The 22,563-nt window shown below is 69.3% G+C and carries 18 protein-coding genes; 7 read left to right on the top strand and 11 right to left on the bottom strand.

What is annotated here, in order from left to right:
- The 8 genes from MKK67_RS22745 to MKK67_RS22710 form a co-directional block, all read right to left on the bottom strand.
- A partial coding sequence (locus tag MKK67_RS22745; protein ID WP_243969699.1) for an ABC transporter ATP-binding protein occupies positions 1-921 on the bottom strand: 921 nt, incomplete at its 3' end.
- Positions 918-1,898, bottom strand: coding sequence for an ABC transporter ATP-binding protein (locus tag MKK67_RS22740; RefSeq protein WP_243969697.1), 981 nt, complete (start codon positions 1,896-1,898; stop codon positions 918-920). The genes MKK67_RS22745 and MKK67_RS22740, both read right to left, overlap by 4 nt.
- 196 nt (positions 1,899-2,094) lie before the next feature.
- Entirely contained in the window at positions 2,095-3,069 is a 975-nt protein-coding gene (locus tag MKK67_RS22735) for an ABC transporter permease (protein ID WP_243969695.1), read from the bottom strand.
- Between the two features lie 10 nt (positions 3,070-3,079).
- Positions 3,080-4,060, bottom strand: a complete 981-nt coding sequence (locus MKK67_RS22730; protein ID WP_243969693.1) for an ABC transporter permease — start codon at positions 4,058-4,060, stop codon at positions 3,080-3,082.
- A gap of 9 nt (positions 4,061-4,069) precedes the next feature.
- A complete protein-coding gene (locus MKK67_RS22725; protein WP_243969691.1) occupies positions 4,070-5,680 on the bottom strand; it encodes an ABC transporter substrate-binding protein in 1,611 nt (536 codons plus the stop codon).
- Positions 5,681-6,109: 429 nt separating this feature from the next.
- On the bottom strand, positions 6,110-9,280 hold the full coding sequence (locus tag MKK67_RS22720; RefSeq protein ID WP_243969689.1) for a multidrug efflux RND transporter permease subunit: 3,171 nt from the start codon (positions 9,278-9,280) through the stop codon (positions 6,110-6,112).
- Positions 9,281-9,298: 18 nt separating this feature from the next.
- The gene (locus MKK67_RS22715; protein WP_279601765.1) at positions 9,299-10,663 is read right to left on the bottom strand and encodes an efflux RND transporter periplasmic adaptor subunit; all 1,365 of its coding nucleotides are present in this window, start codon (positions 10,661-10,663) and stop codon (positions 9,299-9,301) included.
- Between the two features lie 149 nt (positions 10,664-10,812).
- Positions 10,813-11,169: a hypothetical protein gene (locus MKK67_RS22710; protein WP_243969684.1), complete on the bottom strand. Its 357-nt coding sequence runs from the start codon at positions 11,167-11,169 to the stop codon at positions 10,813-10,815.
- 292 nt (positions 11,170-11,461) lie between these two features.
- Between MKK67_RS22710 and MKK67_RS22705 the strand changes: the two genes are divergently transcribed.
- From MKK67_RS22705 to MKK67_RS22685, 5 genes are all read left to right on the top strand, one after another.
- Positions 11,462-12,022 carry a L,D-transpeptidase gene (locus tag MKK67_RS22705; protein WP_243969682.1) on the top strand — a complete coding sequence of 187 codons (561 nt, stop codon included), beginning with the start codon at positions 11,462-11,464 and terminating at the stop codon, positions 12,020-12,022.
- Positions 12,023-13,225: 1,203 nt separating this feature from the next.
- Positions 13,226-14,041: an FAD binding domain-containing protein gene (locus MKK67_RS22700; protein ID WP_243969680.1), complete on the top strand. Its 816-nt coding sequence runs from the start codon at positions 13,226-13,228 to the stop codon at positions 14,039-14,041.
- Complete coding sequence (locus tag MKK67_RS22695; RefSeq protein ID WP_243969678.1) at positions 14,038-16,746, top strand: molybdopterin-dependent oxidoreductase; 2,709 nt, start codon at positions 14,038-14,040, stop codon at positions 16,744-16,746. Before MKK67_RS22700 ends, MKK67_RS22695 begins: the two co-directional genes overlap by 4 nt.
- Entirely contained in the window at positions 16,743-17,699 is a 957-nt protein-coding gene (locus MKK67_RS22690) for an antibiotic biosynthesis monooxygenase (RefSeq protein WP_243969676.1), read from the top strand. Before MKK67_RS22695 ends, MKK67_RS22690 begins: the two co-directional genes overlap by 4 nt.
- 329 nt (positions 17,700-18,028) lie before the next feature.
- The gene (locus tag MKK67_RS22685; RefSeq protein ID WP_243969675.1) at positions 18,029-19,060 is read left to right on the top strand and encodes a hypothetical protein; all 1,032 of its coding nucleotides are present in this window, start codon (positions 18,029-18,031) and stop codon (positions 19,058-19,060) included.
- Here the strand turns inward: MKK67_RS22685 and MKK67_RS22680 are convergent.
- Entirely contained in the window at positions 19,053-20,018 is a 966-nt protein-coding gene (locus MKK67_RS22680; protein ID WP_243969673.1) for a helix-turn-helix domain-containing protein, read from the bottom strand. The genes MKK67_RS22685 and MKK67_RS22680 overlap by 8 nt on opposite strands.
- A 92-nt stretch (positions 20,019-20,110) precedes the next feature.
- Positions 20,111-20,365 carry a hypothetical protein gene (locus MKK67_RS22675; protein ID WP_243969671.1) on the bottom strand — a complete coding sequence of 85 codons (255 nt, stop codon included), beginning with the start codon at positions 20,363-20,365 and terminating at the stop codon, positions 20,111-20,113.
- 199 nt (positions 20,366-20,564) lie between these two features.
- On the opposite strand from MKK67_RS22675, the gene MKK67_RS22670 reads away from it, so the two are divergent.
- Positions 20,565-20,810 carry a DUF6894 family protein gene (locus MKK67_RS22670; protein WP_243969669.1) on the top strand — a complete coding sequence of 82 codons (246 nt, stop codon included), beginning with the start codon at positions 20,565-20,567 and terminating at the stop codon, positions 20,808-20,810.
- Positions 20,811-20,847: 37 nt separating this feature from the next.
- Positions 20,848-21,468, top strand: coding sequence for an outer membrane protein (locus tag MKK67_RS22665; protein ID WP_243969667.1), 621 nt, complete (start codon positions 20,848-20,850; stop codon positions 21,466-21,468).
- 136 nt (positions 21,469-21,604) lie between these two features.
- Here the strand turns inward: MKK67_RS22665 and MKK67_RS22660 are convergent, their stop codons facing one another.
- Positions 21,605-22,180 carry a GNAT family N-acetyltransferase gene (locus MKK67_RS22660; protein ID WP_243969665.1) on the bottom strand — a complete coding sequence of 192 codons (576 nt, stop codon included), beginning with the start codon at positions 22,178-22,180 and terminating at the stop codon, positions 21,605-21,607.
- Between the last annotated feature and the right edge of the window lie 383 nt (positions 22,181-22,563).

The raw sequence follows: 22,563 nt of genomic DNA, 5'->3' as shown, positions 1-22,563 counted from the left end.
CGCGCGGCAGCGGTCGTTCGCCAGCGGGCAGCGCGGGTTGAAGGTGCAGCCCGGGGGCGGGTCGATCGGGTTCGGGATCTCGCCGGAGACCGGCACCCGGGCGCGGCCGACATGGGCGAGGTCGGGCACCGCGTCGAGCAGCATCCGGGTGTAGGGGTGGCGGGGCCTCGCGAACAGGTCGCGGGCGGCAGCGACCTCGACCAGGCGGCCGAGATACATCACCCCCACCCGGGTCGCCATGTGGCGGACCACGGCGAGGTTGTGGGAGATGAACAGGTAGGTCAGCCCGAGCCGGTCCTGCAGGTCGCGCATCAGGTTCAGGATCTGCGCCTGCACCGAGACGTCGAGCGCCGAGGTCGGCTCGTCGCCGACCAGAAACTCGGCCTGGCTGGCCAGCGCCCGGGCGATGGCGACCCGCTGCCGCTGGCCGCCGGAGAATTCGTGCGGGTATTTTTTGGCGTCGTCCGGGTGGAGGCCGACGAGGCCGAGCAGCTCGCCGACCCGGGCGCGGATCGCCCCCTCCCCTTGGATTAGGTTGAACGCCCGGATCGGCTCGGCGATGATCTTGCCCACCCGCCAGCGCGGGTTCATCGAGGCGTAGGGGTCCTGGAAGATCATCTGGATCCGCGAGCGCAGGCGCCGCCGGGCCGCCGCCTCCCGGGGATCGGTCATCGAGATGCCGGTGATCCGGACCTCGCCGGCCGAGGGTGGCAGCAGGCCGACCACCATCCGGGCCACCGTCGACTTGCCGGAACCGGATTCGCCGACGATCGCGAAGGTCTCGCCCTTGGCGATGGTGAAGCCGACCCGGTCCACCGCCGTGAGGAATTTTCGCGGCTCGCGCTCGATCACCCGGTTGAGCCAGGGTTTTGAGACATCGAACAGGCGGCGCAGGTCGGTGACCTCGACATAGGCGCTCACGCCGCCTTCTCCGTGACGTCGTAGAGGTGGCAGGCGACGCGGCTCGCGCCTACGAGGATCGGCTCGGGCCGCTCGACGCGGCAGCGGGCAAAGACTTTCGGGCAGCGCGGGTTGAAGGCGCAGCCCTTCGGGATGGCGGTGAGCCGGGGCATCGAGCCGGGGATCTGGCTGAGCCGGTCGGCCTCCTGCGACAGGGTCGGGATCGCGCCCATCAGGCCGACCGCGTAGGGGTGATGCGGTTGGGCGATCACGGCGGCGACCGGGCCGATCTCGGCGACCCGCCCGGCATACATCACGGCGACCCGGTCGGCGGCCTCGGCGATCACGCCCATGTCGTGGGTCACCAGCATCACCGCGGTGCCGTGCTCGCGGCACAGGCGCTTCAGCAGGGTGATGATCTGGGCCTGAACCGAGACGTCCAGCGCCGTGGTCGGCTCGTCGGCGATGATCAGCTCCGGCTCGGCGGCGAGCGCCAGCGCGATCACCACCCGCTGGCGCATGCCCCCGGAGAATTCGTGCGGATAGCCGTCGATCCGCCGCTCGGGGGCCGGGATGCCGACCTCGGCGAGCAGGTCGATCGCCCGGGTGCGGGCCGCCTTCGCCGACAGGTCGGTATGGGCCCGCAGGGTCTCGACGATCTGGTCGCCGACCCGGAACAGCGGATCGAGGGAGGTCAGCGGGTCCTGGAAGATCATGCCGATCCGCTTGCCCCGCACCCGCCGCATCGCCTCGGGGGACAGATTGTCGATCCGCTCGCCGCGCAGGTGGATCGCGCCGCCGCTGATCCGGCCGGGGCGGTCGATCAGCCCGATCACCGCCGAGCCGGTGACCGACTTGCCGGCCCCGGACTCGCCGACGACGCCCAAAATCTCGCCTCGGCCGATATCGAACGAGACCCGGTCGATGGCGGTGAGCGGGCCGCGGCGGGTGTCGAACGTGACCGTGAGGTCGCGCACGGAGAGAATGGTTTCGGTCATCGCGCGCGGGCTCCGACGGCCGAGCTCGCTCCCACCCACACCCTCATCCTGAGGTGCGAGCGCAGCGAGCCTCGAAGGAGGCCTCCAGACGGCGCGCGATCCCTGGAGGGCTCCTTCGAGGCCTCCGCTTCGCTCCGTCGCCTCAGGATGAGGGCGTGGATGGGATGAGCCCGGGAAACGCCGTGGTCAAAAAACATCATTGCAGCTTCGGATTGAGCGCGTCGCGCAGCCAATCCCCCAGGAGGTTGATGGCGATGACGAGGCCGGCCAGCGCCAGGCCCGGGAAGGCGACGATCCACCACTCGCCGGAGAACAGGAACCGGTTGCCGGTGCGGATCAGGGTGCCCAGCGACGGCATGGTCTCGGGCAGGCCAGTGCCGAGGAACGACAGGGTCGCCTCGGTGATGATCGCCAGCGCCAGGTTGATCGTCGCGATGACGAAGACCGGGCCGGTGACGTTCGGCAGCACGTGGCGGACCAGGATCACCGGGGGCGTCAGGCCGATCAGCCGGGCGGCCTGGACGTAGTCCTTGCCCTTCTCGACCATTACGGAGGAGCGCACCGTGCGGGCGTACTGGACCCAGAAGGACAGGCCGATCGAGATCACGATCAGCCCGATCAGCGGCCCGACATCCAGGGCGCCGCCGAAGCTGGCGCGGGCGACGCCGTCCACCACCAGGGCGATCAGGATCGCCGGGAAGGTGAGCTGAACGTCGGCGATCCGCATGATCAGCGTGTCGAGGGCGCCGCCCGCGTAGCCGGCAACCAATCCCAGCGCGATGCCGAGGACGCCCGAGGTGATCACCCCGAGCACCCCGACGATCAGCGACAGGCGCAGGCCGTAGAGCACAGCCGAGAGCACGTCCCGGCCCTGGTCGTCGGTGCCGAGGTAGAACGGCGCCTGCCCGTCCGCCTGCCAGATCGGCGGCAGGTTGGAGTTGATCAGGTCGAGCTGGGCCGGATCGTAGGGGTTTTGGGGCGAGATCAGGGGGGCAGCGACTGCGAGCCCGACCATCAGCACCGTGGCTAGAAGCGCCACGATCGCGGTCTTCGAGCCCAGAAAACTCGCCAGCAGGTCGGAGTCGCGCCAGCGCGCGAGCCGGCCGGGCTGGGCCGCCTCGGGCAGGGGGACCGGCGGGGCATCGCCGGCGTCGAGGTCGTATCCACTCATCGCGTCGCCCTCACGCGGTCCGCGCGGACGAGAGCCGCAGGCGCGGATCGACCACGGTGTAGAGGATGTCGACCACGAGGTTGATGGTCACGAAGATCAGCGCGACGAGCAGCAGGTAGGCGGACATGATCGGGATATCGACGTTCTGCACGGCCTGGACGAACAGCAGGCCCATGCCGGGCCACTGGAACACCGTCTCGGTGATGATCGAGAAGGCGATGACCGAGCCAAGCTGAAGCCCGGCGATGGTGATCACCGGCACGAGGGTGTTCTTGAGGGCGTGGCGCAGGTGGACGGCGCGGGTGGAGAGGCCCCGCGCTCGGGCGAAGCGGATGTAGTCGGTGCGCAGCACCTCCAGCATCTCGGCGCGCACCAGCCGCATGATCAGCGTCATCTGGAACAGGCCGAGGGTCACCGAGGGCAGGATCAGCGCCTTCAGGCCGGACCAGGTGAGGAAGCCGGTGGTCCACCAGCCGAGCCGCACCGTATCGCCGCGCCCGTAGGAGGGCAGCCAGCCGAGCGTCACCGAGAACAGGTAGATCAGCAGGATGCCGATCAAAAACGTCGGCAGGCTGATGCCGATCAGCGAGACCGCCTGGAACAGGCCGGCCAGCCAGGACTCCCGGCGCAGCGCGCAGTAGACCCCCATCAGGACGCCGACCACCAGGGCGAAGACGGTCGCGCAGAAGGCGAGCTCCAGGGTCGCGGGCATGCGCTCGGCCAGGAGCTGCGAGACCGGCTGGCGGAACTGGTACGAGATCCCGAGCCGGCCCCGCACCACGTCGCCGGCATAGCGGGCGAACTGCACCAGCACCGGATCGTCGAGGCCGAGACTCTTGCGGATCTCGGCCCGCTCGGAGGCTGGCGTGTCGGGCCCGACGATCTGGTTCACGGGGTCGCCCGCGAACCGGAACATCAAGAACGCGATCAGCCCGACGACCGCGAGCACCGCGGCCGCCTGGATCACCCGACGCAGCAGGAAGGCGAGCACGCCCGGCCCCTACTGGGGGTCTTTCGAGACCCAGTAGAGCAGGAGCAGATTGTCGGCGCGCTGGGTCAGGTGGACCTTCTTGGAGACACCCCAGGCCAGGGCCTGCTGGTGCAGCGGGATGTAGCCCCAGTCGGCGTTCAGGACGTCGAAGCCGTCCTTGATCAGCGCGTCGCGCTTGGTCTTGTCGGTCTCGCCCTCGACCTTGTCGGCGATCTCATCGATCTTCGGGTCGCAGTAGCCGGCGAGGTTCCAGCTGCCGCGTCCCGACTTGTCGCCGGGCTTCCGGCAGCCGACGATCTCGTAGAGGATGTTGTGGCTGTCGAGGGACGACGGCGTCCAGCCGAGCAGGTAGAACGAGGTGTCGTAGTTCGGTGCCAACACCTTGGCGAAGTACTTCGCCTTCGGCTGGGCGTTCAGGTTCACCTTGACGTTGATGCGGGCGAGCATCGAGACCACCGCCTGGCAGATCGCCTCGTCGTTGACGTAGCGGTCGTTGGGGCAGTCCATGGTGAGCGTGAACCCGTCCGGGTAGCCGGCCTGGGCCATCAGCTCCTTGGCCTTCTTGAGGTCGGTGGCCGGGCGCTTGAACTCGGCGCCGCGGTCGTACAGGCTCGGAGCGATCATCAGGGCGGAGGGCACGGCCTGCCCGCGCATCACGCGTTTGGCGATCGTCTCCTCGTCGATGGCGAGGTAGAACGCCTCGCGCACCTTGATGTCCTTGAACGGGTTCTTGCCCTTGACGCTCGAATCCTTCAGCTCGTCCCGGTCCTGGTCCATGCCGAGGAAGACCGTGCGCAGCTCCGGCCCGGCCATCACGATGGCGGTGCCGCTGGCGTTCACCCGCTGCTGGTCCTGGAGCGGCACCGGGTCGATCCAGTCGACCTCGCCGGACAGGAGCGCGGCGACGCGGGTCGCGGGATTGGCGATCGTGGTCAGCACCGCCTCGTCGAGATTCGACTCGGCCTTGCCCCAGTAGCCGTCGAACTTCTTGAACACGGTCTTCACACCGGGCTGGTGCTCGGCGATCACGAACGGGCCGGTGCCGTTCTCGTGCAGGGTGGCGTAGCTCGGGCTGGTGGCGTTGGCCGGGGTCGGCTGGGCGGCGCCGTTCTTCTCGGACCAGGCCTTCGACATGATCAGCCAGGTCGGGAACTGGGCGATGGCGATGGGGTTCGGCTTCTTCAGAACCATGTCGACGGTGTAGTCGTCGACCTTCACGAATTCGGCGTCGGATGGGACGTTGGTGGTGAAGTTCGATCCCGAGGCCCGGACGCGCTGGGCGGAGAAGATCACGTCGTCGGCGGTGAAAGGCGAGCCGTCGTGGAACTTGACGTTCTTGCGCAGGTGGAAGCGCCAGCGGGTCGGCTCCGGAATCTCCCAGGATTCCGCCAGTCCGGGGGCGAATTTCAGGTTCTTGTCGAGGGTGACGAGCGCCTCGTAGGCCGCCTGCTGCATACCCTCCGTGAAGCTCTCCTTGAGGGAGTACGGATCGAGGGACTTGAGATCACCCTGGAAGGCGAAGCGGAATACGTTGGCGGCCTGCGCGGGCAGAGCGACCAGCGCGAGGGTCGCGCCCACGGCCACGCCGCGGGCGAGAATCTTCAGGGTCGAACGGGACAAGCGGATCTCCGGAACCGTGGAAGTTGATGGCAGGCCGCCATCACCAGCGCAGGGGTTGAGCCTAGGCCGAGCGCCGCGCGCGAGCAAACCGCGCTGGCCACACACCCACAGCAAGGTTCGGACCATCCGTATGCAAAATACGGGGGTGACGGGGTGTGGTGTTCACGGATTTCAGGACACGGCGCGGGTTCCCCTCTCCCCGCACGCGGGGAGAGGCCCGCATGGACCTCGTCGTCCGTGCGGGAAGCGCAGGCGAAGCCGAAGCGGCGGTGAGGGGGTGTGAACGGATGAGGCTCATTCGGAGCCGCCCCCTCACCCTCGGCTGCCGCCTCGCCGCGCCGACGACGCGGTCGTCGCGGCCCTCTCCCCGCAAGGGGGGCGAGGGGATCCCAACGCGCAGGGCGGAGACGAACAGGAAACCGGCAGTTCCTACTCGGCCGCCGCCGCGTGATGCGACTGATGAGGCGCCGCCTCGTCCGCCCCCTCCCCGCGTTCCCCCGCGGCCACGGCTTTGCGCCGGAACAGGCGCATCACCACCACGAAGAACACCGGCACGAAGAACACCGCCAGCACGGTCGCGGTGATCATGCCGCCCATCACGCCGGTGCCGATAGCCTGCTGGCTCTTCGAGGCGGCGCCGGTGGCGATGGCCAGCGGTACCACGCCGAAGATGAAGGCGAGCGAGGTCATCACGATCGGCCGGAACCGGAGCGTCGAGGCTTCGATCGCGGCCCGCACCACCGAGGTCCCGGGCTTCCAGAGGTCCTTGGCGAACTCCACGATCAGGATCGCGTTCTTGGCCGAGAGGCCGATGATCGTGATCAGGCCGATCTTGAAGTACACGTCGTTGGGCATGCCGCGCAGATAGACGGCCGCCACCGCGCCGATCACGCCGAGCGGGATCACCAGCAGCACCGAGATGGGGATCGCCCAGCTCTCGTAGAGCGCAGCCAGGCACAGGAACACGATCAGCACCGAGAGCGCCAGCAGCAGGCTGGCCTGGCTGCCCGCCTGCTTCTCCTGGAACGACTGCCCGGTCCAGGCATAGCCGAAACCCTTGGGCAGCTGGAGCATCAGCCGCTCCATCTCGGCGATGGCATCGCCCGAGGTGTAGCCGGGATTGGGCTCACCCGTGATGCGCACCGACTGGTAGCCGTTGAAGCCGACGATCTGGCTCGGCCCCATGCCCCATTTCAGTTCCGCGAAGGACGACATCGGCACCATCGTGCCGCCGGCGTTCTTCACCGCGTAGTTGAGGATGTCCGAGGCGTTCATCCGCTGCAGCTGCTCGGCCTGCACATAGACGCGCTGCATCTTGCCCCGGTTGGGGAAGTCGTTGGTGTAGACCGAGCCGAGGTTGAGCTGGATCGTAGCGTTGACGTCCTCGAACTTCACGCCGAGCGCCGCCGCCTTCTCGCGGTCGACGATCAGCTCCGCCTGCGGGGTCGGCGGCAGGCCCTCGATCTTCACCTTCTGGAGGATCGGGCTCGCCTGCGCGAGCTTGAGCAGCTGGTCCTGGGCCGAGAGCAGGGCCGCGTAGCCGCGGTTGGCCCGGTCCTGGAGGCGGAACGAGAAGCCGGCAGCGTTGCCGAGGTTGTCCACCGGCGGCGGCTCCTGGGCGTCCACGGTGGCGTCGCGGTAATTCGCCAGGGCCGCGTTGGTGCCGGCCACCAGGGCGGCGGCCGAGTTCTTGGCGTCGCGCTCGCTCCAGGGCTTGAGGGTCACGAAGGCCTGGCTGGTGCTCGGGGCCTGGCCGGAGAACGAGAAGCCGTTGAGCATCGTCACGGTGGCGACGCCGGGCTGCGCCAGCAGGTGCTCCTCGACCTTGCGGTTGGCCTCCTGAGTGCGGTTGTAGGAGGCGCCGGGCGGCGTCTGGATGTCGACGGTGAAGAAGCCCTGGTCCTCCACCGGCAGGAAGCCTTCCGGCAGGTTGATGAAGGCGTAGGCCGTGCCCGCCACCAGGGCGAGGTAGATCAGCATCACCCGGCCGGACTTGCGGATGAACCCCGCGACGCCGCGGCCGTAGCGGGCGGTTTCGCGGTCGACGAAGCGGTTGAACATTCCGAACACGCCGCCCTTGGCGTGGCCGTGGCCCTTGGCCACCGGCTTCAGGAAGGTCGCGCAGAGCGCCGGGGTCAGCGACAGCGCGAGCAGCGCCGAGAACGCGATGGAGGTCACCATGGCGATCGAGAACTGCCGGTAGATAATGCCCACCGAGCCGGGGAAGAACGCCATCGGGATGAACACCGCCATCAGCACCAGGGTGATGCCGATGATCGCCCCGGTGATCTGCTCCATGGCCTTCTTGGTGGCCTCCTTGGGGGGCAGCCCCTCCTCGTTCATGATCCGCTCGACGTTCTCCACCACCACGATGGCGTCGTCGACCAGGATTCCGATGGCCAGCACCATGCCGAACATGGTGAGCACGTTCACCGAGAAGCCGGAGATCCACATCACCGTGACCGTGCCCATCAGGGCGATCGGCACGACGATGGTCGGGATCAGGGTGTAGCGGATGTTCTGCAGGAACAGGAACATCACCAGGAAGACCAGCACCACCGCCTCGACCAGGGTGTGCAGCACCTTCTCGATCGAGGCCTCGACCGCCGGGGTGATGTCGTACGGGATGTCCCACTTCAGGTCCGGCGGGAAGAACTGGGACAGCTCCACCATCTTGGCGCGGATCGCCTTGGCCGTCTCCAGCGCGTTGCCGTCGGGGGCCAGCGTCACCGAGATGCCGGCGGCCGGGCCGCCGTTCAGCCGCGTTGAGAACTGGTAGGCGTCGCCGCCGAGCTCGATCCGGGCGACGTCGCGCAGGCGCACGTTCGAGCCGTCGGAGTTCGCCCGCAGCACGATCGCGCCGAAATCCTCGATGGTGCCGAGCTGGCCCTTCACGATGATCGGCACGGTGACGGCTTGCTTGGTCGGGCTCGGCTGAGCGCCGACCGAACCGGAGGCGACCTGGATGTTCTGGTTGCGGATCGCCTGAGTCACGTCCTCGGCGCTGAGCGACAGGCCGCGCAAGCGGTCTGGATCGACCCAGACCCGCAGCGAGCGCTCGGTGGAGTAGAGCGTCGCGCGCCCGACCCCGGGGATGCGCCGGATCTCGTTGATGACGTTGCGGATCAGGAAGTCGCCCAAACCGACCTCGTCCATCGACCCGTCCTTGGAGATCAGGGTGATGATGTTGAGGGTTGCGGCCGAGGCCTCCTCCACCAGGATGCCCTGCTGGCGCACCTCCGCGGGCAGGCGGGCCTCCACGCGCTTGAGCCGGTTCTGCACCTCCACGGAGGCCAGCGCCGGCTCGGTGCCGGGCAGGAAGGTCGCGGTGATGTTGACGGAGCCGAACGAGTCGGTGGTCGACTCGAAGTTCATGATGTTGGCCGCGCCGTTCAGCTCATCCTCGATGAGCCGGGTCGTGCCGACATAGAGGCTATCCACCGAGGCGCCGGGATAGGCCGTGGACAGGGCGATCTGGGGCGGGGCGATCACCGGGTACTGCGCGATCGGCAGGTTCGGGATCGCCAGGGCGCCGCCCAGGCAGATGAACAAAGCCACCACCCAGGCGAAGACCGGGCGGTCGATGAAGAAGCGTGCCATGCGCGTGGTCCCCGGGGCTCAGTGGCGGTTGACCGCGGCGGCGCGCGGGGCGGCCTCCGCCTTGTCGCCGGGCTTCTGGTCGCCGGGCGCGTCGGGAACCTCGTCGGCATCGTGCTTCGGGCCGGCCTCGCCGTGGGCCGGGGTCTGGTCCAGGGGCTTCACCTTCGCGCCCACGGTGATCTTCTGGACGCCGTCGATCACGACCTTCTCGCCGCCCTTGAGCCCGTCGCGGATCAGCCAGTTCTGCCCGACCACCGGCCCGACCTCGACGGGCTGGCGCATCACCGTGTCGTCGGCCCGTACCAGCCAGACCTCGGCGCGGCCGTCCTCGGTGCGCTGGATCGCCTGCTGCGGCACCGCGATGGCGTCGGAATCGATGCCCTGCTTGATCCGGGCGCGGACGTACATGCCGGGGAACAGCTCGTCATGCGGGTTGGGGAACTGCACCCGCAGGGTCACCTGGCCGGTGCTCGGATCGGCGGTGACGTCCGAGAACAGCAGCCGGCCGGCCAGCGGATAGAGCGAATTGTCGTCCATGATCAGGTGGACGTTGGCGGTGTTGTCCTCCAGCCGGGCGAGTTCGCCGCTGGCGAGGTCCCGGCGCAGACGGTTCAGCTCGCCCACCGACTGGGTGATGTCGACATAGATCGGGTCGAGCTGCTGGATCGTGGCGAGCGCGCCGGTCGAGCCCGGCTCGATCAGGGTTCCCTCGGTGAGCAGCGCCCGGCCGATCCGGCCGGTGATCGGCGCGCGCACGTCGGTCCAGCCGAGGTTGAGCTGCGCCCGGTCCCGGGCCGCCTTGGCGCCGGCGACCTCGGCCTCCGCCTGCTTCTTGCCCGCGAAGGCGGCATCGTACTGCGCCTGGCTGGCGGTGGCGCGGGTCAGCAACTGCTCGAGCCGGTCGGCCTGCTGGCGGGCGAGCACCAGGGCGGCTTCCTGGCGGGCCAGCACGGCCTCCGCGCTCGCCAGTTCGACCTCGAAGGGAGCCGGGTCGATCTTGTAGAGGATGTCGCCTTCCTTGACCTGGCTGCCCTGCTCGAACAGGCGCTTGACCACGAGCCCCGAGACCCGCGAGCGGACCTCGGCGATGCGCATCGGCGCCACCCGCCCGGGCAGGTCGCGCAGGTAGGGGATCGCCTGCGGCGTCACCGTGACGAAGCCGACCTCCGGCACCGGCGGCGTCGGCGCGGCCGCCTGCTTCGGGTTGCAGGCCGACAGGCCCAGAGCCAGCAGGGCGGCCGACCACAGGACGGGCGCGCAGCGCCGGGCGGGGAACGGGGTGGACGAAGTGCGGGTCACGGGTTCCGACGCTCCTGGAAAATCATGCGTCTGCAGAGGCTGGCGCGGCGTGAGGGCCGCGCGTCGTCGAGGCGGATCGCGCATCGTCCCGAAGGACGGTTTCCGGATCCCGGAAACACAAGATGCACGATCGAGACTTGAGGGCCTTGTCCTGGAAGCGTGTCGCGGACGAGGCTCTTGCGCCTATACGGCGGCGTTCGCGGCGCCCGGCCGACCGATACCGGCGGCGCGGATCAGGCCGCCCGGGGTGGCCGATGCAGGGCCTCGTCCGGCCCGGAGGCCGGCGCGGCGGCCGTCTGATAGCCGTAAGTTGCGGCAGCGGCGTGACGGGGCCGCGGCGCCTCGACCGGGCGGCGCGGTAGCCCGAGCTCGCTGACGATCTCGATATCGGCCGGGCACAGGTCGGTGCCGTCGAACAGCGACCGGCGGGCCTCGGGGGCGGTCTTGCGCACATCGCGCTTGCGCGCATCCGACAGGACGGCCACGGTCTGGCTCATCACCGAACAGGCCGGACCCGTCGCCAGCGCGGCCTGGGCCGGCCGGGGCTCAGCCATCAGCGCAGCCGCCGCGACGACGAGCATCGCCAGCATGGCGAGGCTCCGGACGAGGCGGTCCGGCGAGCCCACAACGCGGCGGGCCAGAAGGGCGGCGGATCGGATCACGACTTTGAGATAAGCATGGCCGTCCCCCGGCGCAATCACCCACGGCGTCGCGCCTTTTTTGGGTGTTGCCCGGAGCCCACAGGGGCGGCCGGATTCACGCGCCACACCCCACCGGCCTCAACCTTGCCGCGAAGTGCGGGCCGGTTCGCCGGAGGATCGCGGCCCACCCGCGATGACCGACGCCATCGGCAAGAACCGGCAAGTGAGAGGATGACAGACCATGTCGAGACGGATCGCGATGCTGGGGCTTGCAGCCGCCCTGCTGGGGAGCGCGCCCGCTTCCGCCAGCCCGCTGGATAGCGGGCCGCTCGCGGATTTCCTGAACGTGTTCCGCAGCCAGGCGATCCCGCGCGAGACGATCGGCTGGAACAGCACCGAGAAGCCCGGCACGATCGTGATCTCCACCCGCCAGCGCCGGCTCTATTACATCCTCGGAAACAGCGAGGCGATCCGCTACGGCGTCGGCGTCGGCCGGCAGGGGTTCTCCTGGTCCGGCACCAAGACGGTGACGATGAAGAAGGAATGGCCGGCCTGGCGCCCGCCGCAGCAGATGCTGGCCCGCCGCCCCGACCTGCCGCGCTACATGGCCGGCGGCCAGGACAACCCGCTCGGCGCCCGCGCCCTCTATCTCGGCTCGTCGCTCTACCGGATCCACGGCTCGAACGAGCCCGACACGATGGGCGCCGCGGTCTCCTCGGGCTGCATCCGCATGACCAACAAGGACGTGGTCGACCTCTACGACCGGGTGCGGGTGGGGACCAAGGTCGTCGTGCGCGACTGACAGCGACGCCCGCAGATCGGGTTTCGGATCGCCTGCCGCCCGACAGAAGGCTTGAGCCGGAGGAGAGGCGCGCCTCTCCTCCCTCAGCGGGCTACGACGTTCACACATCTCCCTTTGGTACCATACCGGTACCGGCAGATCCTGGTCCGGAAGGGCAGATGCGCCCTCCCTCCCCTTCTGCGGGCTATCGGACTCACACATCCCCGAGTGTGGCGCGGGTCCCCTCTCCCGTGCGGGAGAGGGACAGGGTGAGGGATGCGCGCTTTCCGGAAAGACTTGGTCCCTCACCCCAACCCTCTCCCGCACGGGAGAGGGGGCGCGTCGCGGCTTTCGCAAGCCGATTTGTGAACACCGTAGCTCTGCGGGGGAGGGAGAGCCGCCGTGTCTCCAGCGTATCCTACCGACCGCGATGTGTGAGTCCGCTAGCCCGAACGGGAAAGGGGCGCGCGTCGCGGCTTGCCAACAACGCTTGTGCCTCACCCGCACTCCTGTGGGGTAGGACGGCGCGCGGGCCAGGCCGTTGCCCGCGATCCAGCAACGATAATCGAGTCTGCGCGCCCGTCTGCCTGGGCCTCCGCCCCGGCGTGACCGGCCGTCGGCCGTCCGTGCAGCGGCGCGGTCTTTTTGTTGTCGATCCGTCTCACGGGCGCCAATCGCGATGCCGCGCGATAGTGTATAAACGCCTATAATCGTTCTAAATCAGCAGACAGCGGCGATATGTATTTGAATATCGTCAATATCAAATCTTACTGATCTCGCTCTTACTGCATTTACATTTTTCCTCGTCGGCACCAGATATATTGCATTGACGCGCATCCAATTCATATGCTTACTGCGCGACAATTCCAGATAGCCGCTGAAAACTCGGCGGGGGCCCGATGCACGAAGAGTCCCGCGATGTTTCCGCGTGCGCGAACACCAGGTCCCACCGCGGCGAAGGTCGCATGGACTACGGCGTGACGGCGCGAAGGTTCGGCACCCCATCCCGACAGCATGGCTGCGGCACGGATCGGCCGATGACACAATGCCTTTGGATCGGATGGGTCGAAACCTGATGATCGCCGCTCGTCGGGCTCGGACATTCATATTCCGCTCACGATCAATCAAAATACCACAGACTTTATACGATCCATTTACTTGCGATGGGCGACAAGAACGTGGAGCGGGACGGGTTTTGACGTCCGTGAGACTTGAAGGCCGGCGATGAACCTCTCAACGATTGTCGACGTCAAGCGGCCGACCTCCCTCGACGAGGTCCAGGGCTGGCAGGACGGGTATTCGTGGCTGGCCGGGGGCACCTGGCTGTTCTCCGAGCCGCAGGTGGCGGTCGATACGCTGATCGATCTCGACCGGCTGGGCTGGGCGCCGCTGACGGTGACCGAGACCGGGCTCGAGATCGCCGCGACCTGCCGGATCGTCGAGCTGCACGATTTCGCGGGGCCGGCGGACTGGCACGCGGTGCCGCTGTTCCGGCACTGCATCGATTCGTTCCTGATGTCGTTCAAGATCTGGAACGCCGCCACCATCGGCGGCAACGTCTGCATGTCGCTGCCCGCCGGCGCGATGATCTCGCTGACGGCGGCGCTGGAGGGGGTCTGCACCCTGTGGCCGCGGGACGGTGCGCCGCGCACGATCCCGGTCGCCGACTTCGTCACCGGCAACCACGCCAACGTGCTGCAGCCGGGCGAATTGCTGCGCAGCATCCACCTGCCGGCCGCGGCCCTTACGAAGCGGACGGCCATGCGGCAGGTCTCGCTGACCAAGCACGGGCGCTCGGCCGCGCTGATCATCGGCACGCTCGGCCAGGACGGCACGGATTTCCTGCTGACCGTCACGGCGGCGACGCCCCGGCCGATGCAGCTGCGCTTCCCCGCCTGCCCGACCGCCGAGGAGCTGGCCCACGCCCTCGACGCACGCCTGCCGCCGGATGCCTACTTCGCCGACGTCCACGGCTCGGCCCCCTACAAGCGCCACGTCACGCAATACCTAGCCGAACAGATCCGTACGGAGCTCGCGTGAACGCCTATTCGATCAACGGCCGCGCCTACGCCGCCGAACCCGCCCCCGGCCAGTGCCTACGGACCTTCCTGCGCGACCTCGACGTGTTCGGGGTCAAGAAGGGCTGCGACGCCGGCGATTGCGGCGCCTGCACCGTCCATATCGACGGCAAGCCGTTCCATTCCTGTCTGGTCCCGGCCTTCCGGGCCGAGGGCCGTGAGGTCACCACCATCGAGGGCCTGGCCGCCGCCGACGGCGCGCAGCACCCGATGCAGCAGGCGTTCCACGACGCGCAGGCGTTCCAGTGCGGGTTCTGCACCGCCGGCATGATCATGACCGCGGTGACGCTGACCGACGCGCAGAAGGAGGACCTGCCCCACGCCCTCAAGGGCAACCTCTGCCGCTGCACCGGCTACCGCTCGATCAACGACGCCCTGCACGGCCGCTGCAACATCGAGGCGGACCTGGCCGGCAAGGCGCTGGGCGCCAGCCTGCCCAACCCGTTCACGGATTCGATCCTCACCGGCAGCGCCCGCTACACGATGGACGTCGCGGTGGAGGACCTGCTGCACCTGAAGGTGCTGCGCTCCCCCCACGCCCATGCCCGCATCGTGGCGATCGACGACCAGGCCGCCCGGGCGGTGCCGGGGGTGGTCGCGGTCTATACCTGGCAGGACGTGCCCAAGCGCCGGTTCAGCTCCGCGCTCCACGAGGACCACCTCGTCGATCCCGACGACATCCTGCTGCTCGATTCGGTCGCGCGCTTCGCCGGCCAGCGGGTCGCGGCCGTGGTCGCCGAGACCGAGGCGGCGGCCGAGGCCGGCTGCCGGGCGCTGAAGGTGACCTACGAGGTCCTGCCGGCGGTGTTCGATCCCGTCGCCGCCATGCAGCCCGGCGCGCCGATCCTGCACGACAAGGAGCACGTCACCGGCGACAGCAACATCTTCTGCACGCTCCAGGGCGAGATCGGCGACGTGGCGGCCGGCTTCGGGCAAGCCGACGTGATCGTTGAGGAGACCTACTCGACCACACGCGTGCAGCACACCCATCTCGAGACCCACGGCTCAATCGCCTGGCAGGGCGAGGACGGGCGCTGGCACATCCGCACCAGCTCGCAGGCGCCGTTCGCGGTGCGCCAGAAGCTCGCCTACGTCATGGGCGTCCCGCACCGGGACCTGCACGTGTTCACCGAGCGGGTCGGCGGCGGCTTCGGCGGCAAGCAGGAGATGGTCTCGGAAGACCTCGTCCTGTTCGCCACGATGAAGCTCGGGCGCCCGGTGAAGTGGGAATGGACCCGGGAGGAGGAGTTCATCGGCGCCACGACGCGCCACCCGATGACCACCCGGGTGAAGATCGGCGCCCGGAAGGACGGCACGCTGACCGCCCTGGACGTCGAGGTCGTCTCCAACACCGGCGCCTATGGCGGCCACGGCGGCGAGACCCTGGGGGCCGCCATGGCCAGCCCGATTGCGGCCTATCGCTGCCTTAACAAGCGGGGCATCGGCCACGCGGTCTACACCAACATGCTGCCGGGCGGGGGCTTCCGCGGCTACGGCGCTTCGCAGACCACCTTCGCGATCGAATGCGCCATCGACGCGCTGGCCCGTAAGCTCGGCATCGATCCGTTCGCGATGCGCCGCCTGAACGTCGTGCAGCCGGGCGACAACATCGAGTCGATCTGGAAGGAGCCGAGCGACGCCAGCTTCGGCAGCTACGGCGTCAGTGAGTGCCTCGATATCGTCGAGCGTGAGCTGGAGAAGGGCAACGGCGTCGCCAGGCCCGCGGGGCCGGACTGGGCCGAGGGCAAGGGCGTGGCGCTCGCCATGCTGGAATGCGGGCCGCCGACCGAGCACCGCTCGGGCGCCGAGCTGCGCCTCCTGCCGGACGGGACCTACCACCTCGCCTGCGGCTCCACCGAGATGGGCAACGGCATCACCACGGCCCACAAGCAGATCGCGGCCGCGATCCTGGGCTCGCGCGCCGACGCCATCGCGATCATCAACGCCGACACCGACCGCACCCCCTACGACACCGGCACCTTCGCCAGCACCGGCACCGTGGTCGGCGGCAAGGCGGTGCATCTGGCCGCCGAGGCCATGGCCAAGGACATCCTCGATTTCGCCAGCCGCCACACCGGGATCCCGGTGGAGCAATGCCGGCTCGACACCGATGGCGGCGTGGTCTGCGGCAACCGGCGCCTGACGCTGGCCGAGCTCCACGCCGAGGGCACGAAGGTCGACCACCGCTTCATGGTCAGCCGGAAGGCCTATCTGTCGCCGCGGACCATCGCGTTCAACGTGCAGGGCGTCCGCCTGGCGGTGCACCGGGTGACCGGCGAGATCCGGGTGCTGCACAGCGTCCACGCCGCCGATATCGGCAAGCCGATCAACCCGATGCAGTGCCGCGGCCAGCTCGATGGCGCGGTCGGCATGGGCTACGGCTGGGCGCTGGTCGAGACCATGGTGCATGACGGGGACGGCCGCATGGTCAACCCGCAGCTGCGCAACTGCCGGATCCCGACCTTCGCGGACACGCCCCATACCGACATCTTCTTCGCCGACACCGTCGACCGGATCGGGCCGCTCGGGGCCAAGTCGCAGGGCGAGTGCGGCATCAACCCCGTGGCCCCGGCGGTCTCGAACGCGCTGGCCGACGCCACCGGCGTGCGCTTCGCCCACCTGCCGTTCACTCCGGACCGCCTGTTCGAAAAGCTCGCCGCCTCATGAGCGGGCCCGCGGCGAGCGTCAGCATCGTCACCCAGACCACCGTCCGGCAAGAGAGTGCCGACGCCTTCGCCCGGTGGCAGGGCGACACCAGCGCGGTGGTGGCGACCTTTCCGGGCTTCATCGAGCAGCGGCTGATGCCGCCGCACCCGCCGCTTCAGGTCGATTGGGTGATCCTGCAGCGCTTCGACAGCCTGGACCATGCCCGGCACTGGCTGGCCTCGCCGGAGCGGCAATCCCGGATCGAGGGCGCCGCCCCGATGCTGGTCGGCCGCGACGACGTCCACATCGTCACCGACGCCGCCAGCGCCGCCCGCACGGCCCCGGTCTCGGCGGTGATCAGCACCCGGGTGAAGCCCGGGATGGAGGCCGAATACCTGCGCTGGGAGCAGAAGGTCGCGGCCGCCCAGTCGAAGGCGCCGGGGCTCCAGGGCTACCGGTTCGAGCCGGCCGTGCCCGGCGTGCAGGAGGATTTCGTCGCGATCCTGCGCTTCGACAGCGACGCCAACCTGCAGGCCTGGCTCGATTCCCCCGTGCGCAAGGCGCTGATCGAGGAGGCGGCGCCGCTCACCGCGGAATTCCACACCCGGACGGTGCAGAGCGGCTTCGAGCAATGGTTCCGGGACACGACCCCGGAGGGCGCGCCGCCGCCCCCGGCCTGGAAGATGAACATGATCGTCCTCCTGACGCTCTACCCGACGGTGTTCCTCTGGGGCCTGCTGATCGGCACGCCGCTGCTGTTGCAGGTGCTGAAGCTCGATTTCCCGGTGGCCCTGTTCATCGGGAACGTGGTCAGCGTGCTGATCACGTCGCGCCTGGTGCCCTGGGCCGCCAACCGGATGCGCTGGTGGCTGGCTCCCGCGAAGGAAAGACGGGCGGCGGTCGACCTCCAGGGCGCGGGGTTGCTGGTGGCGGTCTATGCGGGCCTGATCCTGGTCTTCTGGAAAGTGCTGTGAGCGGCGCCGGCGCGTCACGCGCGCGTCCGCCTCGCTCGGTGGGCTATGATATTCGCTCTCCGTTGCCGGAAGAGGGCAACGATCGGACTCACGCGCGTCCCCCTCCCCCCTCTGCGGGGGAGGGTGGGCCGGCCGTCAGGCCGGGTCGGGAGAGGGGAACCCGGCTTCCGGAAGAGACAGAGCGGGTGTGCGGGCCGGAGCTTTCTCCTGCACCGTCGCTCCCCTCTCCCGACCCCCTTCGGGGGCCACCCTCCCCCGCAGAGGGGGGAGGGCGACGCGCATCTCTCCAACCGCTGCGAGCGACTCTGCTGATCGCGGCCGCCCTGCTGGTGCAGGCCGGCCTCGCCGGCACAGCCCAAGCCCTCGACGAGCCTGCACCCACCGGGCAAGGCGCCCCCGCCCCGCCGAAGCCCCCGGAGGCCGGGGTGCCGCTGGCCGCCGCGACCGTGATGGCCGCGCCGCCGTCATTCTTCTCCTTCTCGGACACGGTGGTCAGCTACCGCTTCCAGGGGCCCTCCGCGGAGCCGGGCCTCGTCGTGGACCGCCCCGGCGGCCGGAAGGAGGCCCGCGCGGTGCCCAAGAACGTGGTCAACCTGTTCCACGCCAATTCCTGGGCCTACGGCACCAACCTGATCTCGCTGGACATCCTCCGGTCCGGATCCCAGGATCCGGCCGGCGACAAGCGGGTCCCGTTCAAGGATTACGGCGCCACGGAGGTCTACCTGATCTACCGGGGCGTGCTCAGCCCGAACAAGATCTTCGACACGACAGTCTTCGCCATCCCGGGCCTCGTGAAGGATATCGGGCTGTCGTTCGGGGCCGACATCAACACCAAGGACACGAAGTTCGATTCCGAGAAGCGCGCCGGCACCTTCGGCCTCAGCTTCGCCTTCGACGTGCCGGCCGGGTTCGTGAACCTGAAGGTCCAGGGCTACAAGGAATTCTCCCGCAACGGCTTCGCCGGAACGGCACCGACCAAGGAGTCCCGCCTACCGGTCATTCCGGGCTTCGATTACGCGCATTTCCGCAGCGTCGAGTACAAGATGACGCCGGAATTCGAGCTGACCTACACGATCCCGCTGGCCTTCACCGGCCTGCCCCTGGCCCTGGCCGGCTTCAACACCCTGATCCTGCCCAAGGGCCGCTACGGCCAGATCAACGAGAACCAGACGCGGGTGGAGTTCGTCTCGCAGACCAACCTGGTCCTCGATATCGGGCAGCTGGTCGAGAACGCCCCCAACCGGGTCGAGGCGTTCGTCGGCTTCCAGTACTGGCACAACAAGTTCGGCGGCGATCCGCGGCGCACCCCCAACACCGAGGAGAAGGCGCTGATCGCCGGCGTCGCCTACCACCTCAAGTAGGATCGCCAGACTGGGCGCGCAGCGCGCGCGGCGCGAAGCCGAAGCGCTGGCGGAACGCGCGGTTGAAGGTCGGCACGTCGGTGAAGCCGCATGCATACGCGATGGTGGCGATCTTCGTCCCGTCGGTGCGCGGCGCCGCCAGGCGGCGATGGGCGAGATCGAGGCGGGCATTGCGGATCGCCGCCGCGACGCCGTCGGTGCCGGCAAAGGCCCGGTACAGCTGAGCGCGGGACAGGCCGAGCGCCGCGTGGATCTCGGCCGGGTCGAGGCGCGGGTCGTGGAGCCGGCGCACGATATGGGCGCGGGCCAGGGACAGCACCGTCTCGCAGGAGAGTGCCGCGCCCGGCCGCTCCGCCGGATCCCGGACGAGGGTGCCGAGCAGGTGCAGCACGCCCGCGACCGCGACCTGCGCCTCGTCCTCCGACATCCAGGCGGCCGAGGCGGCGAAGGCGCGCAACGCCGCCTTGAACGCGGCATGCCCGGGCCGGTCGGCGATGCAGCGCCCCGCGAAGGCGTCGACGGTGCCGATCGCGGCCTCGAAGGTCGTCCGCGGCAGCGCCAGCCGGATCTCCGCGTAGTCGCTCTGGGTGCCGGCCACGAGGGGCCGCTGGCGCGACAGGAAGCTGATGTCGCCGGCCCCGAGGCGCCCGCCGCGCTCGCCCTGCTGCTGATAGCCGATCCCGTCGAGCGCTAAGCCGATCACAACCGTCTCGAGGGCGCTCCGGTCGACCTGCCGGGGGCCGATGGTCAGGCCGACCGGGCTGCTGACCGTATGGGTCAGGCCCCAGCCCGCGCCCGCTACGACGAGGCGTTTGGCCCGGAACGGATCGCGGGGATGCGCCCGTCCGACATCGCCGAACGGCGCCAGCGCGGTGGCCCGCCAGAACTCGAAGGCGTGCTTCGGCTCGACATGGCGGGTCGTCTCGATCGTGCTGGGGACCAGCGCCGGAAGGGACACGCGGCAGGCTCCGGCGCGGGCGGATCCCGCAACTCCCCTGCGATCACCGGCCGTCGCCGCAAATGCAAGGGCCGTTCGTCCACAGGCGCGGACTATTCCGGCCGGTGCGCCCGGACCGGATTGCGATGGAGCCGCCGCTCGACCTCGGAGGTCCGGGTTCCGGGCGGAACCCCGACCACGTCGCCGTTCCGGATCGCCTCGCGGATGTTGCGTCGGGCGGCGCGGCCCTCGGTGCCGCCGGGCTGCGTGACCGCCGAATCGCCGGACGGGACCAGGACGGTCTGCGCCTGCGCCGCACCGGCCAGGCCGATCAGCAGGGCGGCGACCAGGATCCGGAGAGAGGGCATGACAAAAATCTTTCGGGCTCGAAGACCGTATGGCTGCCTTACCGAGATAGGGCGCCGGGCGGCATGCAATCAGCCCTGGCCGTCAACGGGCCGCCGACCCGGCAAACCTGCGGCCGATTGGATCCGCTGGATGTCCATCCCAATTCGGAACATATATAGAACATCAGACGCTGCCGCGCAGGATCAGACAGGAGTCCCGATGGCCCGCTACCGGTTCCACTGCACCAACGGCCTGGAATGCGTGTTCGACGCCCGCGGCGCCGAGATCCGCGCGGCCGGTCGCCTGACAATCCGGGCGCGCCGGGTCGCCGCCGACGTGATGCAGGCCCTGTCCGACCGGACCGACTGGTCCGAATGGCGGGTCAGCGTCCACGATCTCAGCGGCCGGCGCGTGCTGGTGCAGCCCTTCGGGTCGCTGGTCGGGGACCGATCCCTGGCGGCCTGACCTGTTTCGCCCCGGCGGGTTTCGCTATCCTGCCGGCATGACTCGATCCGCCGGTTCTCGTCCCCGCCGATTCGCCGCCGGCCTCGTGCTCGGCGCCGCCCTGCTCCCGGCCGGCCCCGCCGCCGCCCAGGCGCTGCTGCCGTTCACGGGCTTCGCGCCGCTGCCGGCCTTCGCCTGGGAGCCGGTCGCGGATGCGGGCCGCTGGACCGGCTCCTATGCAAGCCTCTCGACCGGCTACGCGGTCACCACCTCCCGGCATCTCGGCAGCTATTCGGGCCCGACGATCGGGTTCGAGGGTGGCCGGATGTGGCAGGAAGGGCCGATCCTCTACGGGATCAGCGGCGGCCTGGATTACTTGGCCGGCCTCGACGGCAACCTCACCCCCGGCTTCGGGCGCCGCGCCTACAGCCGCGACTTCGCCGGCGCGCTGGAGGTGAAGGTCGGGACCCTGCTGGCGCCGGACGTGCTGCTCTACGCCAAGGCGGGAGCCGCCGCCGTCCACGACACCCTGCGGGTCGGGCCGACCCCGTTCACCCCGCCGCTCACCCGCGAGGACATCGCGATCCTGCCGAACACCCGGGTCGGGGTCGAGTGGGCGATCACGGACCGCCTCTCCGTGGCGGTCGAGGCCGGCGTGGTACGCAACGGCCTGCGCTGAGGTTTTTTATTTTTTGGGTCGCCCGACCACAACCGTCATTGCGAGCGCAGCGAAGCAACCCAGGGCAGCGCACGATTTGAGAAGGTAGCGGTTCCCTAGGTTGCTTCGCTGCGCTCGCAATGACGGCGCGTGCGCGTCAGCCGGAAACCAGATTCCGCTGGAGCGCCGCGAGATCACGCCAGCCATAGGCGACCTCCACGAGCGTGGCCTGCTCCCGCCGCTCCGCCCGCTCGCCGATCACGACACCGCCGAGGTGCGCGTAGAACCGCCGGGCCATCGCATTGTCGCGCAGCACCCACAGGCTGGCGGCACGGTGACCGCTCTGTCGCAGGTACGCCGCCAGCGCGGCCATCAGGGCGCTGCCGGTCCCGCGCCGCTGCGCGGCTCTCAGGACGTAGATCGCGCTGACCTCGCCGTCGAAGCCGTCGGCTGCCAGCTCGGCCGAGCGCTGGGCACCGCAGGACCCGAACCCGACCGGCCCCGCCGACCCCTCGGCGATTTGAACGACCGTGCCGGAATCCGGATCGCCGAGAATGCGCGTCCAGATCGCCAGCCGCGTCTCGACCGTAAGGGCCGCGATCATCGCGGCGGGCAGGAGCCCGGCATAGGTTTCCTGCCAGGCGGCGACATGGATCGCCGCGATGGCCGGCGCATCGTCCAGGCCCGCCGGCCGGATCGTCACAGCCTCCGACATCGACGGGACGGAAGCCAACGGACGCTCCTGTGAAGGCCGAACAGCGGGCCCGCTCAGGAGCGGGCGAGGGCCATCCTACACGTCGGCGTCGGACGAGGGCAGCCGCCGGTCATGCCTTGGCGTTCCCACCTCAACGGATCATCCAATTCACACGGCACGGGGTGGGTATCCCCTCGCCCCGCTTGCGGGGAGAGGGCTCCGGCGACCTTGTCGTCGCCGGAGCGAGGCGGCAGCCGAAGGTGAGGGGGCGGCTCCGTATGAGCCTCATCCGTTCAAGCCCCTCACCGCCGCTCCGGCTTCGCCTGCGCTTCCCACACGGACGACAAGGTCCGTGTGGGCCTCTCCCCGCCTGCGGGGAGAGGGGGACCCAAGCTTTGTCCTGAGATCAGTAAAGACCGTGG

Source organism: Methylobacterium sp. J-072 (genome assembly GCF_022829425.1).
Lineage (GTDB): Bacteria > Pseudomonadota > Alphaproteobacteria > Rhizobiales > Beijerinckiaceae > Methylobacterium.
This window is presented reverse-complemented; position numbering and strand designations above follow the sequence as displayed.

Bases quoted from the DNA above. Each gene is read 5' to 3' on its own strand.
- MKK67_RS22675 (WP_243969671.1), bottom strand. From the start codon at position 20,365: ATGCCCTCTCTCCGGATCCTGGTCGCCGCCCTGCTGATCGGCCTGGCC.
- MKK67_RS22740 (WP_243969697.1), bottom strand. From the start codon at position 1,898: ATGACCGAAACCATTCTCTCCGTGCGCGACCTCACGGTCACGTTCGAC.
- MKK67_RS22720 (WP_243969689.1), bottom strand. From the start codon at position 9,280: ATGGCACGCTTCTTCATCGACCGCCCGGTCTTCGCCTGGGTGGTGGCT.
- MKK67_RS22715 (WP_279601765.1), bottom strand. From the start codon at position 10,663: ATGCGCGATCCGCCTCGACGACGCGCGGCCCTCACGCCGCGCCAGCCT.
- MKK67_RS22735 (WP_243969695.1), bottom strand. From the start codon at position 3,069: ATGAGTGGATACGACCTCGACGCCGGCGATGCCCCGCCGGTCCCCCTG.
- MKK67_RS22710 (WP_243969684.1), bottom strand. From the start codon at position 11,169: ATGCTGGCGATGCTCGTCGTCGCGGCGGCTGCGCTGATGGCTGAGCCC.
- MKK67_RS22705 (WP_243969682.1), top strand. From the start codon at position 11,462: ATGTCGAGACGGATCGCGATGCTGGGGCTTGCAGCCGCCCTGCTGGGG.
- MKK67_RS22665 (WP_243969667.1), top strand. From the start codon at position 20,848: ATGACTCGATCCGCCGGTTCTCGTCCCCGCCGATTCGCCGCCGGCCTC.
- MKK67_RS22690 (WP_243969676.1), top strand. From the start codon at position 16,743: ATGAGCGGGCCCGCGGCGAGCGTCAGCATCGTCACCCAGACCACCGTC.
- MKK67_RS22700 (WP_243969680.1), top strand. From the start codon at position 13,226: ATGAACCTCTCAACGATTGTCGACGTCAAGCGGCCGACCTCCCTCGAC.
- MKK67_RS22670 (WP_243969669.1), top strand. From the start codon at position 20,565: ATGGCCCGCTACCGGTTCCACTGCACCAACGGCCTGGAATGCGTGTTC.